This is a genomic window from Pelosinus sp. IPA-1, assembly GCF_030269905.1.
In the GTDB taxonomy this organism is placed as follows: Bacteria; Bacillota; Negativicutes; order DSM-13327; family DSM-13327; genus Pelosinus.
This window is the reverse complement of record NZ_BSVC01000006.1, coordinates 113614-129888: the sequence shown is the minus strand read 5'-3', so window position 1 is coordinate 129888 and position 16275 is coordinate 113614. Positions and strand designations below refer to the sequence as shown.

Genomic DNA, 16275 nt, shown 5'->3' with positions numbered 1-16275 from the left:
ACTTAACAATGTCTAGAAAAAAAATAATGGCCATTGAATACATCCGCGGCGTGTCTATGCTTGGCGTAATTGGTATTCATACGGGAGCTTACTCCCTAAGCAATCCTAAAGTAAACATTCATTTATTTGCTTTACTAGAAATTATCACGCGTTTCAGCGTTCCGATTTTCTTTTTCGTATCGGCCTTTGGCTTATTTATCACACAAGATCTTACAGCAAAGCTCAATTATAGCAGCTTCCTTATCAGACGACTCCGTACGGTGTTACTACCTTATATAGTTTGGTCTATCTTATACATGCTTCACTACACCTTCGTGAGTGGCGATAGCACCATATGGCATCCTCCACTCCTTTATGAGTTTGCTTTTTTCGGTCTTGCTTCTTATCAACTCTATTTTCTAGTTATTCTATTATGGTTTTACACACTTATGCCCTTATGGCGTCCTCTAGTCAGAAGTATAATAAAGTATCCAATCCGCAATTTAGGCATACTCCTGCTACTACAAATGCTTTTTAATTATTACTCAAGTTATATGCTACACGCAAATTTCTCTAATCATTATCTAAATAAATTAATCTTTCATCGTACAAGTTATTGGATATTCCATTACATATTTATTTTTCTATTCGGCGCTGTTTGCGCCGTAGAATATATAAAATTCAAAGAAGCAATCAAATGTTATCGATCCTATATTAAAACATTCTTTTCGATTAGTTTAGCAGGGATGTTACTATTTTATTATTATCTAGTGTATACTCTGAATTACACACCTGAAGCTGCCGTCAACACTGATCATCAGCTTAGCCCTATCGGCATATTATATACCCTATCTAGTACGTTATTTTTATTTATGCTTTTTAGTAAAGACAGACTACCAGAAGGAATCCAAAAGCTGCTTAGCAGCCTAGGTGAACACTCCTATGTAGTGTATCTAGTTCATCCTTTGGTCATGTATTATTTAGCCAGCTACTTGTCTGTCCGCAATTTATTAATGACAGCCCCTACCACAATTATGTTTTATTTAACAACTGTCATTATTAGTCTGACCTTTGCAATTTTCATAAAAAAAATTGGCAAAGTCATACCAGTTATCAGCTTATTATTGACAGGTAGTAAATTACCAAAACCAAAGTCCGGTGTATAAAAATACCCGGATTTTTTTTCACGGAATCAGTAAGTATAACACTTTCTTGATTCCAAGTAAGAACGACTAAGGCTTCTGCCTGCGTCCGAGGACTTGGCGCGAGCCAAGTCTTTTCTTATGTTATTTTTCTATATTCTGAATCTTTGCCTTTCACTATCAGAAAATAACATAGGCTCTGTAAGATCATTATTATGAGGTAGATTTTTTCTAACCTTTCTTTTATCCTTTAACCAAAAAAGCAGTAGTAACTGACAATACTTTTTAATTGATTTCTGCTTTCCCGCCATTGCAGGATTCTCTACCCAGCATTTATAAAGATCAACAATCGTTTGCCCTGAAGATCCTACCAAATCCTGCTTCGAGGCAAATGAAATAATCAATAACGACTCCCTGACAATTGCAAATAACATCTCTTGTCTACACTCATCAATACACTGAACAAATCTTAATTCCGACCATAATAACTTTCTCCCCATTTCTAGCATAGGGTAAAAAGCCATAAATGCCACAGCAATGCCATGCCGTGAGATTGCTAACTTTGCAACTCGCCCAGCTATAGATATCGTCCTTGCCCAACGCCTACTATCATCGTTCATACTAGCTAGAGTAAACAAAAGGTCTATAATTCGGCCAGCTATTTGACTATTCGGGTTTAAGCAGGCAGATGCTGCAAGATTTCCCCATTCCTCAAATAATAAATCTAGCTTAGTTTCAAGTAACACGTTAGATTCTAGCAAACTATAAGAAGATTCCTCTAGAATATCAAATAGAGAGGTTTCATTCAATCCAATAATGCGATGCAGCCAAGCTGATAACATAGTTATTAAAGTTTCCGTAATATCCACGGTAACTTGATTTCCATTAAACCCACTAGATAAACGTACACTTATTTCCCGAAATAAGGCAGTATCACGGCGTCTAAGACTTAAGACCCCAATTACTTTAAGAGCTTCAATAACTGATGTTATTATTTTTTTATCCCCAGTAGCATCTGGTCTTTCCATTATAAGAAAAATGCATTCTGCCACTTTTGCGAATAAAAATTTTTGTTTCTTCTTCAAAGCAATTGCCCCAATTAATGTTAACTGTTCTGCTGCACTAGGAACAAATTCAGGAGCTATTTGACGAATTAATGGCTTAAAAGCATCTAAAATAAAGTTTACCGTATCGGGATTTCCCTTGTTCAATGCTGCAACACTAACTGCCATAAGCCGAACTGACTCATCTTGACGCATCATCCCATAACCAAAAGCTAATTTAAGTAAATCAATTAATTTATAAGCAATTACCTGATCATGACTTTCTATACTTTTATTAAGAAGCATATATATATCTTTTAATAATCGCTGAACCTGTTTCTTATTTTTCTGCGATTTATTGATCACTTTATGCATCCGGAATGTAAGCAATTTAATTTTCCAAGTTGTTCTCCGGCAATAGTAATAAATACATATCATGATTACAATAGTGCTTGTCGATGCCACCCAGAACAATAGTAACACCCTCCGCTCATCAATAATATCTTTTACTATACACTTATAAGACTCTAGAAACCCAGAGTCTTATAAGTGACTTATGGCAGTACGACAGCAATTTCTTCCGGGAAATCTTATCTATCTGATAACTTCGCTATCTAGCGTTTATTTCGCCTTGATAAATAAGCCCTCTTGACCCATCAACTGTAACTAATGATCCATCTGTTAAACGTTCTACTGCACCATCAACACCAATTACAACAGGTATGCCAACACTAATACCTACAATAGCCGCGTTTGAAGTTAGTCCCCCTTCTTCAGCGATAATTGCGGATGCCTTTGCCGCATAAACTGCTGTTTCTTCATCCACACCCGTTACAACTAAAATATCGCCTGGCTGGAACTTGTTTTTAACGTCTTTAATCGAATGGGCAATGCAAACCTTACCAGTTACGGAACATTGTCCAATACCTACTCCACGAAGCAAAATATTGCCCACAACATGTACCCGAATCATATTCGTAGTACCAGACATACCTACTGGAACTCCAGCAGTAACTACCACGAGGTCTCCCTCTTTTACCACCCCGTGTTCGACTGCTCTATTCATAGCATTTTGTACCATTTCATCAGAATTTTTTGTTGCTACTCCCATTATGGGTTGTACACCCCAAAACAGCATCATACGTCTCATCGTTTTTTCATTTGGCGTTACAGCTACAATGTGAGCTTGTGGACGATACTTTGATACCATCCGAGCTGTATAGCCGTGTTCTGTGGCTGTGATAATAGCTGCCGCGTTTAATTCATAAGCAACTTGCACGGTAGCATGACTAATTGCGTCTGTAGTCGTATTTTGCAGCATTACACCGTTAGCTTGTAAGATGGATCTATATTGTAACGACTCCTCCGTACGTATAGCTATCCGAGCCATAGTTTTCACGGCTTCAACAGGGTAATCCCCTGATGCAGTCTCTCCACTTAGCATAATACAATCTGTACCATCCAAAATAGCATTGGCAATATCGCTCGCTTCTGCGCGCGTAGGGCGAGGGTTCACCATCATCGACTCTAACATCTGGGTCGCGGTGATAACAGGCTTACCTGCTTTATTACATTTATCGATTAAACGTTTTTGTACAATTGGAACTTCTTCTGTTGGAATCTCTACTCCCAAATCACCTCTGGCTACCATGATGCCATCAGCAACTTTTAAGATTTCATCGATATTTCTAACACCTTCTGCGTTTTCAATTTTAGCGATAATCTCCATATGGGCATTAACACTTTCCAGTAATTTACGAATTGCCAAGATATCAGCAGCCCTTTGTACAAAAGATGCCGCAATGAAATCCATATTTTGCTTAACACCAAATAAGATATCTGCCTCATCTTGTTCTGATAAAAAGGGCATATTAAGACTTACATCAGGTACTGCTACTCTTTTCCGATCACTAATATCGCCACTATTTAGCACTGTAGTAACGATTTCATCATCCTGGACAGCGTCTACACGTAAACTAATTAAGCCATCAGATAATAAAATTGTATTACCTACATTTACCTCTTGCGGTAATAAGCTGTAATTAACAGATGCCCTATCAACTGTCCCTAAGATTTCCTTTGACGTCAATGTAAATGCTTGTCCTGTTGTTAAGTGAACTTTCCCACTAGCAAACTTACCCAAACGTATTTCTGGCCCTTTAGTATCTAATAATAAGGCTACTGTTTTATTCAGTTTTTTGCTAGCAGCACGCAGCATTTCAATACGCTTACCTTGCTCTTCGTGAGATCCATGGGAAAAATTAAAACGGCTAACGTTCATACCTTCAACCAGCAAATTTTCCAAAATACCTGTTTTATCCGTACTTGGTCCTAATGTGCAAATAATTTTCGTCTTTTTTAGCACGCTGTACACTCTCCTACAATTTTTAAAACATATATTACAATGAATCCGGTACTAAGTCGCTCTTATACTCCCCTATCTTCTACAGTGGAAGTTAAGAGGAACTAGCCCCTGAATAAGGGCGAAGGCGTCTAAGATTCAAATAAAGTTATTACCTCTACCTAATCTTAGTTTTCTTTATTTTATCGCATGCTGACAAAGAACTGCATGTGCTTCATCTGCTTCTGATTCCAGTACTAATATTTCATATAAACCATCACCAACAACGGACGAAACACCGGCTTGTCTTGTATTGGCCAAAATTCCCTCTGTACATAGTAAGTTCTTCAATTTTTCAGCTTGAGCTCGATTCGTTGCAATATATATTACAGTCCACATAATTCCTCCTGCTATTATTCCCATATTTTTGAAACCATCCTACTAATCTACTCATAGTACCATGAAAATCAAATCTCTACATTGCTTTCTCCATATCGGATTTTATTCCTGCTAAATTCTTGGCGTTTTCTGCCAAAAGTAAAAATTATTCACCTATTTTCAACTAACTTTAACTACCATTGCACTAATGTAACATTTTCCCTTACAATATTATATAATAGACAATGTGATATTATCCTTGGGAGGCCAATATGAATTACTCGAAAAAGTTGCAGCGGTATATTCTATTTATAGTTCTCATAATAACTTTATCCATCGAGATCCCAATTATTGCAGTTGGTTATCTAACACAACCATCTGCCAGTGACACCATCATCATCCTGGGAGCCAAACTTATCGGGCAAGATCCTAGTCTCATGCTTAGTCTACGTCTTGATGAAGGAATTAAACTCTATAGAGAGGGTTATGCAAAAAGGATTATTGTTAGTGGCGCACAAGGGAAAGACGAAGCTATCAGCGAGGCTAGCAGCATGAAAAACTATCTAGTGAATCATGGCATCCCCTCAGAGCATATTTTTGTAGAAGATCAATCCTTTAACACAATGCAAAACTTAGCTAATTCTCATAAGATTATGCAGGAAAACAACTTAAAAACTGCCATAATTGTATCGAATGCTTCGCACATACGCCGTTCTCTCATCCTAGCCCAAAATCAAGGAATATCAGCAACTGGTGCCCCTGCACCCATGGCTGATAACCTTTATCTTACTACGAAACAATATATTCGTGAGGGAGCAGCAATCGCTGTTCTACTGCTCACTGGAAAGTAAAGAAAGGACTTGGCTATGGCCAAGTCCTTTTTGTCAGGCAACCGTTACCCGGCCTTTGCCAATAATATTTTCTAATGCCTCAATTGCTTGGGCAGTGGGCTTAATCCAAAATTGTTTTTCCGTCTTAATAACACGACGGCTGTCAATAAGATGTAAAAATACGACAGATGAACCAGGGTACATTTTAAAAACTTGTTTCAATTGTTCAAACACTTCCCCACTCTCTTGCAGCTTACTTATTTTAAGCCGTACTTCTATACTTTTCATATCACTAAGGAGTTGAATATCATCCGCAATTACTTTCGCCTTATCTTCACTCATATTTAGCCGTCCACTTACTTTTACAGGCATATCGGGCAGCAAAATTTTACTAAACTTGTCAAATATTCTTGGAAAAACGATTACTTCCATCTGTTCTGTAAAGTCCTCAAGAACCATAAAACACATCATATCCCCATTACGAGTCGTAATGCGTTTTGCATTCATAATAAGACCAGCTACTTTTACTGACTTACCATCTCCATACTCACCACTAGCAAGCTCACTTAATGGTGTAAAATGGTTCATCTTATCCCGATAAGCATCTAGAGGATGCCCTGTAACATAAAAACCAGTAATTTCTTTTTCTAAGGCTAGTATTTGATCTTTTGGAATTTCAGGAATATCTGGCAAGATAAGTTCATCTGCCTCATTGAGAGTTTCTTCACCAAAGAGTCCAATTTGCCCGCTGACTCTATCCCTTTGTCTTACCCCAGCCATATCGACAGCACGATCCAGTACAGCTAGCAATTGGGAACGTCTTGCCCCTAATGAGTCAAAAGCCCCACATTTAATCAGACTTTCAATAACACGCTTGTTAATAACCCGCATATCTACCCTTGTACATAAGTCCACTAATGATTCAAACTTTCCATCTGCATCACGGGAAGCTACCATATTTTGAATGGCATTCTCCCCTACATTTTTTACTGCGGCCAAACCAAAGCGTATCCCAGAACCATCAACACTAAAGCTGCTTTGACTCGCGTTTATATCTGGCGGCAATACAGCAATTCCCATTTGGCGACAAGTTTCAATATAAGAGCCTATTTTATCATTTGTCCCCATAACACTAGATAGCAGCGCCGCCATAAATTCCTGGGGGTAATTTGCCTTTAAATAGGCTGTTTGATATGCAACTAAGGCATAAGCCGCACTATGAGATTTATTAAAGCCATAATCCGCAAAATGGGCCATTAAGTCAAAGATTTCTCCCGCCATTTTTCCTTCAATGCCCCGCTCCATTGCGCCACGTAAAAAGTTCTCTCGCTGAGCATCTAGTACATCATGTTTCTTTTTACCCATCGCTCGCCGCAAAAGATCAGCTTGACCTAAAGTAAAACCAGCCATAACAGACGCAATCTGCATAACCTGTTCCTGGTATAGGATAACGCCAAAGGTGTCATGTAAGATAGGCTCTAGTAAAGGATGTACGTAAGTCACTTGCTTTTTACCGTTGCGGCCATTAATAAAGTCTTCCACCATGCCGCTTCCCAAAGGACCTGGCCGATATAAAGCGACTAAAGGAATTAAATCTGCAAAACATTCCGGTTTTAAGTCTTTTACTAAAGCAGTCATACCACTTGACTCTAATTGAAAGACTCCCGCCGTATCCCCACTCGTCAACATAGCACTTACTTTAGGATCATCAAAAGGGATCTTATCAATATCTATTCTGATGCCCTGACTTTCCTTCACTAACTTTATCGTATCGCCAATTACGGTTAAGGTTCTAAGGCCGAGTAAGTCCATCTTCAATAGGCCTAGCTCTTCTACTTTATCCTTATCATACTGGGTCGTCAGAAAACCTTCGGCTGAATTCTGTAGTGGCACATAATGAGTCAAAGGCTCCTTGGAAATTACGAGCCCAGCTGCATGGGTAGAAGCATGCCGGGGCAAACCTTCAACCGCCATAGCCAAATCCAAAAGTTTTCCCACCATTGCTTCGCTTTCATAAGTTGTCCGAAATTCAGAGCTAATTTCCAAGGCACGTTTTAGAGTAATGCCCAGTTCATTTGGCACCATTTTGGCAATGCGGTCGACTTCTCCATAAGGCATATTTAAAGCCCGCCCTACATCGCGAATAGCTCCCTTTGCTGCCATCGTTCCAAAGGTAATAATTTGGGCCACTTTATCAGCCCCATATCGTTCCGATACATATTCGATAACCTTACCGCGTTTCACATAACAAAAATCAATATCAATATCGGGCATGGTGACCCGTTCCGGATTTAGGAACCTTTCGAATAGCAATCCGTAGGCAATAGGATCAATATTGGTAATCCTTAGCAAATAAGATACAATACTACCGGCTGCTGACCCTCTGCCTGGTCCGACTGGAATCTCCTGCTGCCTAGCATGATTAATAAAATCCCACACAATTAAAAAGTACCCAGCAAAACCCATCTTTATAATCACGTCTAGCTCAAATGCAAGACGCTCTAGCACCTCAGGCGTGATATCGCTGTAACGTTCCGTTAATTTTTCTTTACATAACTGCTCAAGGTACTCATTTGCTGTAAGGCCTTCTGGTACGGGGAATTCAGGCAAATATAAATTCCCAAACTCCAGATTTACATTACAGCGTTCAGCAATAAGACAAGTATTTGTCAAGGCTTTTGGATGTTCTCCAAATAACTGGGACATTTCATCAAAATTCTTTAGATAAAATTCATCGCTAGAAAACTTCATCCTAGCTGTGTCATCTACCGTCTTACCCATTTGAATGCATAACAGCACATCATGACATTCCGCATCTTTTTTATTAATATAATGTAAGTCATTAGTAGCAACTAAGCCAACACCAAACTTCTCGGACATCTCTATTAAGAACTTATTTACCTTTTTTTGTTCTGGTATTCCATGATCCTGAAGTTCCAAAAAAAAGTTATCTTTGCCGAATATGGTAATATACTCTTGAATCAAAGCCTCTGCAGTTTCAATATTGCCTTTTAACAACCAAGATGGGATTTCTCCTGCAATACAGGCACTTAGACAAATAAGCCCTTTACTATAAATACTGAGTAGTTCCTTATCCACCCTTGGTTTATAATAAAAACCTTCTGTATTGGCTCGTGACACAAGCTCAATCAAATTACGATAGCCCTCGTCCGTTTCCGCCAAAAGTACTAAATGATAGTAGGCTTCTCCCTCCACCATTGTTCTTTCCTGACGAGAGCGAGGAGCCACGTACACTTCACAACCAATAATTGGCTTAATACCTTGTTTTTTTGCTTGTTTATAAAACTCTATAGCGCCATACATAGTGCCATGATCTGTAATTGCAATGGCTGGCATACCCAATTCCTTTGCCCGCTTTACTAAAGCGTTAACGCGGCTAGCACCATCTAGTAAGCTATATTCTGTATGAACATGTAAATGTACAAATGCTTTATTATTCGAATGCTGTAGTTGTTGCTCCATATATTTCACACCCTTCCGAAGACAGAAAACTAATTGTATAGAAAAGTTCCTTTTCATTATACTTTATAGTATGGAATAACGAAATAACATTCCTTACTGAAATTTACTACTTTCCCTCTTAATCTAACAATATAATATATTTTTTTCGAAATTAGGATATTTTTTCACAATCTTTCGCAGGTATTACTCATAATTTGTTGAATTTATAGTGGTTAGAAATGTTTTAAAGAGGTGTTATCAATTGTATAATATAGGCATTCTGCAACTTACACAAAACTTAGACGATGCAGTGCATGGTTTTAAATCTGAGATTGCACAACTCGGTATTCAAACTGAGTTTCATTATCTAAACGCTGACGGAAATATTGATCAACTTCCTGAACTCGCCAATCAATTGGCTGAAAAAAAAGTGGATCTTATATTTGCCTGCTCGACGCCCGCGGCTACTGCTGCTGTAAAACTTACTGCAAATATCCCTGTAGTATTTACACCTGTATTTGACCCTATCGGCGCGAACCTTGTACATAGTTTGGCAGAACCTGGCGGTAAAGCAACAGGAGTTGCCGGTATGGTTAAAGCAGATGACAAAATGCTTTTTATCAGTCGTTTACTGCCTACAGCAACAACCGTAGGCATCCTTTATCACACAAAAGATATAAATTCTATGGTTGAAGTAGCAAACTTCCGTAAAGTAGTTCATCCTACCATACGCTTAGTAGAAATTGCTATTGATAATTCTGAGGATTTATCCAATCTTCCTGATATCTTACCATCAGGATTAGACGCTTTATTTTTGCCAATTGGACGGATTGTAGAAGAAAACTTTGCTACTATTGTTTATTATACAGATACCATTGGAGTACCCATTATTGCCTCTCATACACCTAACATATCGGATGGTGCCTTAGGTGGTTTGGTAGCTAACCACTATCAACTAGGTAAGGAATGCGCAGTAAAAGCCGAAATGATTTTACATGGCAGAGAAGTAAAAACGATTCCTGTTGATATTGTAAAATCACCAGAAATTTTGTTGAATCAGTTTACTGCGGAAAATTTAGATATCAGCTTGCCGAAAGATTTGTTACAGGAAGCATCTGAAATTTTTCAATAAATCACCTTATTAAAATTGTTGGAGATGAAAAAATGCTATTAACACGAAACTCTGTTGAATTATTAGCACCTGTCGGCACATGGGATGTATTAGAAGCCGCTATTGAAGCCGGAGCAGATGCTGTATATCTAGGCGGCAAACAATTCAATATGCGCATGTTTAAAACAACCGCTAATTTTGATGATAAAATGCTGGCTAAGGCTATCGAATATGCCCATAATCACAATGTACAACTACATGTTACGGTTAACAACCTAATCAGTGACCGGGAAATTGATAAGATGCGTTCTTATCTTAGTCTGCTTGATGAACTTAAGCCAGATGCACTTATTGTACAGGATTTATCTATTTTGGAGTTGGCACGGGAAATGAAGCTAAGCGTTCCCCTGCACGCATCCATTATGATGAATACGCATAACGAACACGCTGTACGTACCTTACAAGGTTATGGAATTACTCGTGTTGTCGTAAACCGGGAAATGTCTCTCTCCCAGCTTAGCCTCTTGAAAGAGCGCACTGGCATAGAAGTCGAATATTTTATTCATGGTGATATGTGCATTTCTCACAGTGGCCAATGTATACAATCAGGTGTCGTTTTTGGACAAAGCTCTAACCGTGGTCGTTGTTTGAAACCTTGTCGCTGGCCTTATCAACTGGTGGATACAGCAACAGGGAACCCTGTCACAGACCAAGATCCTGGTCCCTACAAACTAGCCATGAAAGATATGTGCTTATACCCTAAGTTACCTGAACTCATACAAGCTGGCGTACGCTCATTCAAAATTGAAGGACGTATGCGTACTGCTGATTTTGTAAGCCGTATCGTAAAAACATATCGTAAAGCCATTGATCGTTATATTGCTGATCCAACAGGTTATACCTTAGATCAACAGGGTTGGGAAGAATTACAAAACAGTCGGTCCAGAGATTTTTCTACTTGTTATGCCTTGGGCAATCCAGGTGCCACAGCCATCGGTTATAGTGGTAAACGGGAGCCCCGTTTCTTTAGCCAAGCTGTGCGAGAAGCTGATATGACAACCGTAGTAAAGAGACCAGTACCAGTTCAAGCTCCAAAGGCTAGTGAACCATTTAAGCCTACATTAAGTGTCCGTGTTGCTGATTTATCTTCCTTGCGTGCGGCTTGCCAAAATGGGGCTAATATCATATATATTGGTGGAGAATCAGCCAAACCAGCCCTTCCCTGGACATTACAATCCATATCTGAAGCCATAGAAGAAACTATAAAATATAATGCAAAAGTTATAGTTACTACTCCTCGTATTACAATGGAACGAGAATGTGGAGAACTAGAGCAATTTTTCGCTGCTCTTAGCAAGTTAAAACCTCATGGTGTAATGGTTGGTAACCTTGGATCTTTGGCCATGGCAAGACAACTCTCTAACTTCCCAATACAAACTGATTTTTCATTTAATGTATTTAATCACATGACAACTCAACTTCTTAGAAATAATGAAGTAAAAAAAGCTACAATATCTCTTGAAGCTACCTATGAACAAGTTATTCATTTGGTAGAAAAAAGCCAACTTCCTTTAGAAATTATTGTCCACGGATCAATACCCGCAATGATTACAGACCATTCTATACCTGATGCCATTTTAAACGACCAATACGAAAAGTGTTATGACCCAGCTTTAGACACAAAACAGTATGCATTACTCGATACCGCAGGACAACAACATCCTATTATGGTAGATCAATATGGCCGAAGCAATCTTTTATTTGCTAAAGATTTATGCCTACTACCCCACCTAGTTTCCCTAACTGCTGTCCAAAATTATCGCATAGAAGGGCAATACTATACCGCTGACGTAGTAGGAGCTATTACAAGAGTTTACCGTGAGGAATTGGATAAATTAACAGCTCAACAGGAAAACTACCAATTTGATATGAATCAATTAGAAAAAATTACTGAAATAAGCCCTAGAGAACTAGGTGTCGGCAGTTTCCGTTATCGCCTATCTAAGTAAATTTAATAGTTTTTATTCTATAAAAATGGAAAGGTGAGATATATTTGAATACTTATATTGGATCTGAAGAAATTTTACGTAAAAAAAGCCAATATATAATCCCTTGCGTGTATCATTTTTATAACCATCCAATGCAATTAGTACGTGGTGAAATGCAATATTTGTATGACTCCACCGGGAAAGAATATCTGGATTGTTTTGCTGGTGTATCCGTCGTTAATTGCGGTCACTGCAATCCTGAGATTACGAAAGCAATCTGCGAACAAGTCAATACCCTACAGCATACTTGCACTATTTATTTAACCGAAAACATTGTGAATCTTGCTGAACAATTAGCTCACATAACACCAGGAAGATTGCAAAAAACATTCTTTTGCAGTTCTGGAAGCGAAGCCAATGAGGGGGCCGCCCTCTTGGCCACTTTATATACTGGAAACTCTGAGTTTATTAGTTTGCGCCAGGGTTTGCATGGTCGCACAAAACTTGGAATGAGCTTAACAGGTTTGAGTATGTGGCGTACAGATCCTAATCCTGTTGGGGGGATTAGTTTTGCACCGAATGCCTATTGCTATCGTTGTCCCTATGACAAAAAATATCCATCTTGTGATTTAGCTTGCGCCAATGAAATTGAGACCATTATAAAAACAGCTACTTCCGGAAAAGTAGCTGCTATGTTCGCCGAACCTATTCAAGGAAATGGTGGAATGGTTACTCCGCCACCCGATTATTTTAAACGTGTTAAATCCATTTTAGATGCCTACGGAATTTTACTCATCATCGATGAAGTACAAACAGGTTTTGGTCGTACTGGAAAGATGTTTGCCATGGAGCATTATGATGTAGAACCTGACATAATGACAATGGCAAAAGCACTTGGAAACGGCACACCTGTAGGAGCCTTTACTGCTAGAGCTGAGATTGCCGACATATACACTCGTCCTGGTGCGTCTACCTTAGGGGGCAACCCAGTGACAGCGGCAGCTAGCTTAGCTACCTTACGTTATATTCAAGAAAATGATCTACCCGCTAAAGCCGCTGTACTTGGTAAAGTTTTAAAGGATGGTCTTACTCTTTTACAGCAAAAATATCCGATTATCGGAGATATACGAGGTCTAGGTCTTATGATCGGTGCAGAATTAGTTTACGCTGACAAAACGCCAGCTATGAAAGAAACAGATTATATCCTAGAGGAAATGAAAAACCGGGGATTTTTAGTTGGGAAAAATGGTCCCAATCGCAACACATTAGCTTTCCAACCGCCTCTAGTTATAACAACTGCCGATATCAACAATCTACTCAACAACCTAGACGATGTGTTATCTTCCATTAAAATTTAACTATAATCCGCGCACTAAGCGTTGAGGGCGCCCCTTTTTAAGGGTGCGCTCTTCTTTTCTCATAATACTGTGGGCATTATAGCGCTTATTAACCCCTACCCTTAATCCTCTCGCATGGGCAATAAATGCTACAATCGCGATCACAGCCCATAAAACCACAAAAACTCTTCCAGAGGGAGTTGCTATTAGATCTGGCATAAAGAGAGAAAACAACGTTAACATAGTGGTTAACGTCAATAAACTAATCAGTGAGCCAAATCTACTTATCTTTTCTTTAAACAAGGTCCTCATAACCATCACCCCTTACTTATGTCAATTTGCCTGTAAATAAGTGTGTTAATCTAATCTATTCTAACGTAAGGTTAACTATTACCAAAATTCCTATTTATTATATGAAAATTCAATAAATAAAATACAATCCTCCAATAATATATTGGAGGATTGTATTTCTACATTTTTTTATTTAGCGCGAACATCAACCTTTGTATCATAAAAAGTACTAGCAGCCGCCTTATCTGTTAGACGCTGAGAAGTCAAAGCATTCACAGAACGCTGCCCTGGAGTATCTTTGATCCAAAAGATTCCTTCTGCTATCACTACACCAACGGGAGCTTTTGGTGTTATATCAAGAATAAAGGTAACTTCTCCTCGCTCATTATAGGCGATGACTTCTTGCTTATCTTGTAGGTTTTTATTTAAAGCATCACGGGGGTTCATCATCAAATACATGCCTTTCCTTTTTTCCAAAAGGTCAGGCCGTTCATTAAATGAAGAATTAAGAGAATATAGTCCGGGAGCATTCATAAACCAAAAAGGAGCATCATCACCATGTGATGTATTGTACCTAGGAAGAGGCTCCTCTTCCCTCGGATTAAATATTTCTATTTTTCCTGAAGGAGTCTTAAATAGTGTTTTGTAATTAGGAGGCAATGGTAGTTCTACTGCTACACCATTCTGCAATTTTTCTATGTCTACGCCTTTAAGCCATGCATTCGGAGTGTCAATTAATTGATTAATAATTTCATCTACAGTCTGCTGGAAAAAAGGCTCCTTAAACTCCATTGCCTCAGCTAGTAAACGGAATACATCCCAATTTGACTTTGCTTCTCCAACTGGGGGGATGACTGAATAGGCCCTTTGTACACAGTAATGCCCATAGGAACGATATATGTCCGCATGTTCTAGTGAACTAGTTGCCGGTAACACAATATCGGCATAACGGGCCGTATCCGTCATGAATCTTTCATGAACTACAGTAAATAGATCTTCTCGCAAAAGTCCTTTTATTACTGCATTTTGATCCGGAGTAACAACTGCAGGATTTGAATGATATACATACATACTCTTAATTGGCGGATTATTCAATTCCTGCAAAGCTATACCTAATTGATTCATATTTACGCTGCGAGTGGGTTCTTTAATAAAATCTGTCCGAGTGATAGTTTCCATAGCAAAGGCACCACTCGTACCAATACTTGATAAAAGGCCTCCCCCTGTTTTTGCCCAGGCTCCCACAATCGCTGGAAGACAGGTAATCGCACGAACTGTCATAGCACCATTACCATACCGTGACATTCCACTGCCCATAACGATAAAAGGTGCTTGGGCTTTCCCATATAAGATAGCTATCTCTTCTATTGTAGTGCTATCAATTCCCGTAATTTCACTTACTACTTCAGTAGAATAGTCTGGTAAAACTTCTTCCTTCAACGATTCAAAGCCTTGTACATGTTGCCTAACAAATTCCTCATCAACCAAACCATTACGTACCAAGACATTCATCATCCCCAAGGCCAAGGCCCCATCAGTACCAGGTCGTACTATGATCACCTTATCAGCAACTTGAGCTGCCGGCGTCTCATAAGTCTCAATTAACCAGACAGTCGCACCCCTTTTTTTTGCTTCGCGAACATAATATAACAAATGGATATTTGTAGCCAGCACATTAGTGCCCCAAAGAATGATTAAGTCACTTGCTGCTACTTCTTGAGGATGGGGTGCTAGGCTTGCGCCCATTACAGTAGACCATCCATATCCTTTAGCAGATGAACAGATTGTTCGATCTAAACGAGAAGCTCCTAAACGATGAAAAAAAGCCTCTCCAATATTACGCTGTACCACTCCCATTGTCCCCGCATAGGAATAAGGAAGAATAGACTCGGCTCCATACTCAGCAATTATCTTCTGCCAATGATCCTTAATATGATGCATTGCTTCATCCCAGCTAATCGCCTTGAATTCCCCTGTTCCCTTAGGTCCTGTACGTAATAAGGGGTGAGTCAACCGCTCTGGCGAATGTACTGTCTTTTCATAATGATTCATTTTCGGACATAAGGATCCTTTTGTATAAGGATGATCTGGATCTCCCGTAACTCTTATCGCTTTACCCTCGAACGTTTCTACCATAAGTCCGCAGGCATCTGGGCAGTCATAAGGGCATACAGACCGTTTTACTTCACTCTTCACTATTTTAACCTCCTAGTGTGCTCGTACATCTATTATAAGAAATTTATTCGTTCCTCCTGTGCCAATTTCCTGTTTTAATATCCCACTTTCCCCACAATTAAAACAAATACTCCTAAACAAAATCTGTTTAGGAGTGTTTTATTATATATAGGATTAATCTATACTTTGTCTCTCTTT

The 16275-nt window shown here is 39.0% G+C and carries 11 protein-coding genes; 5 read left to right on the top strand and 6 right to left on the bottom strand.

The window, feature by feature from the left end; genetic code table 11:
- Positions 1-8 precede the first annotated feature (8 nt).
- Complete coding sequence (locus QSJ81_RS15505) at positions 9-1145, top strand: acyltransferase (RefSeq protein WP_285718274.1); 1137 nt, start codon at positions 9-11, stop codon at positions 1143-1145.
- A 128-nt stretch (positions 1146-1273) separates the two neighbouring features.
- Here the strand turns inward: QSJ81_RS15505 and QSJ81_RS15500 are convergent, their stop codons facing one another.
- The 3 genes from QSJ81_RS15500 to QSJ81_RS15490 form a co-directional block, all read right to left on the bottom strand.
- Positions 1274-2539, bottom strand: a complete 1266-nt coding sequence (locus tag QSJ81_RS15500; RefSeq protein ID WP_285718553.1) for a hypothetical protein — start codon at positions 2537-2539, stop codon at positions 1274-1276.
- A gap of 235 nt (positions 2540-2774) precedes the next feature.
- A complete protein-coding gene (gene pyk, locus QSJ81_RS15495) occupies positions 2775-4538 on the bottom strand; it encodes a pyruvate kinase (protein ID WP_285718273.1) in 1764 nt (587 codons plus the stop codon).
- A gap of 165 nt (positions 4539-4703) precedes the next feature.
- The gene (locus tag QSJ81_RS15490) at positions 4704-4904 is read right to left on the bottom strand and encodes a putative signal transducing protein (protein ID WP_285718272.1); all 201 of its coding nucleotides are present in this window, start codon (positions 4902-4904) and stop codon (positions 4704-4706) included.
- Between the two features lie 251 nt (positions 4905-5155).
- Here QSJ81_RS15490 and QSJ81_RS15485 point away from each other — a divergent pair, with 251 nt between their 5' ends.
- Complete coding sequence (locus QSJ81_RS15485) at positions 5156-5734, top strand: YdcF family protein (RefSeq protein ID WP_285718271.1); 579 nt, start codon at positions 5156-5158, stop codon at positions 5732-5734.
- A 33-nt stretch (positions 5735-5767) separates the two neighbouring features.
- Here QSJ81_RS15485 and QSJ81_RS15480 read toward each other — a convergent pair whose 3' ends face one another.
- Positions 5768-9196, bottom strand: coding sequence for a DNA polymerase III subunit alpha (locus QSJ81_RS15480; RefSeq protein WP_285718270.1), 3429 nt, complete (start codon positions 9194-9196; stop codon positions 5768-5770).
- Positions 9197-9437: 241 nt separating this feature from the next.
- Between QSJ81_RS15480 and QSJ81_RS15475 the strand changes: the two genes are divergently transcribed.
- Genes QSJ81_RS15475 through QSJ81_RS15465 form a run of 3 tightly spaced genes read left to right on the top strand, consistent with a single transcriptional unit; the run spans position 9438 to position 13632 of the window.
- Positions 9438-10307, top strand: coding sequence for an ABC transporter substrate-binding protein (locus tag QSJ81_RS15475; RefSeq protein ID WP_285718269.1), 870 nt, complete (start codon positions 9438-9440; stop codon positions 10305-10307).
- Between the two features lie 32 nt (positions 10308-10339).
- Entirely contained in the window at positions 10340-12295 is a 1956-nt protein-coding gene (locus QSJ81_RS15470) for a peptidase U32 family protein (RefSeq protein ID WP_285718268.1), read from the top strand.
- Between the two features lie 44 nt (positions 12296-12339).
- Complete coding sequence (locus QSJ81_RS15465; protein ID WP_285718267.1) at positions 12340-13632, top strand: aspartate aminotransferase family protein; 1293 nt, start codon at positions 12340-12342, stop codon at positions 13630-13632.
- Here the strand turns inward: QSJ81_RS15465 and QSJ81_RS15460 are convergent, their stop codons facing one another.
- Together QSJ81_RS15460 and QSJ81_RS15455 are read right to left on the bottom strand one after the other, a co-directional pair.
- Positions 13633-13923: a hypothetical protein gene (locus QSJ81_RS15460; RefSeq protein ID WP_285718266.1), complete on the bottom strand. Its 291-nt coding sequence runs from the start codon at positions 13921-13923 to the stop codon at positions 13633-13635.
- A gap of 168 nt (positions 13924-14091) precedes the next feature.
- Positions 14092-16098, bottom strand: a complete 2007-nt coding sequence (locus QSJ81_RS15455; RefSeq protein WP_285718265.1) for a molybdopterin-dependent oxidoreductase — start codon at positions 16096-16098, stop codon at positions 14092-14094.
- Positions 16099-16275: the final 177 nt, after the last annotated feature.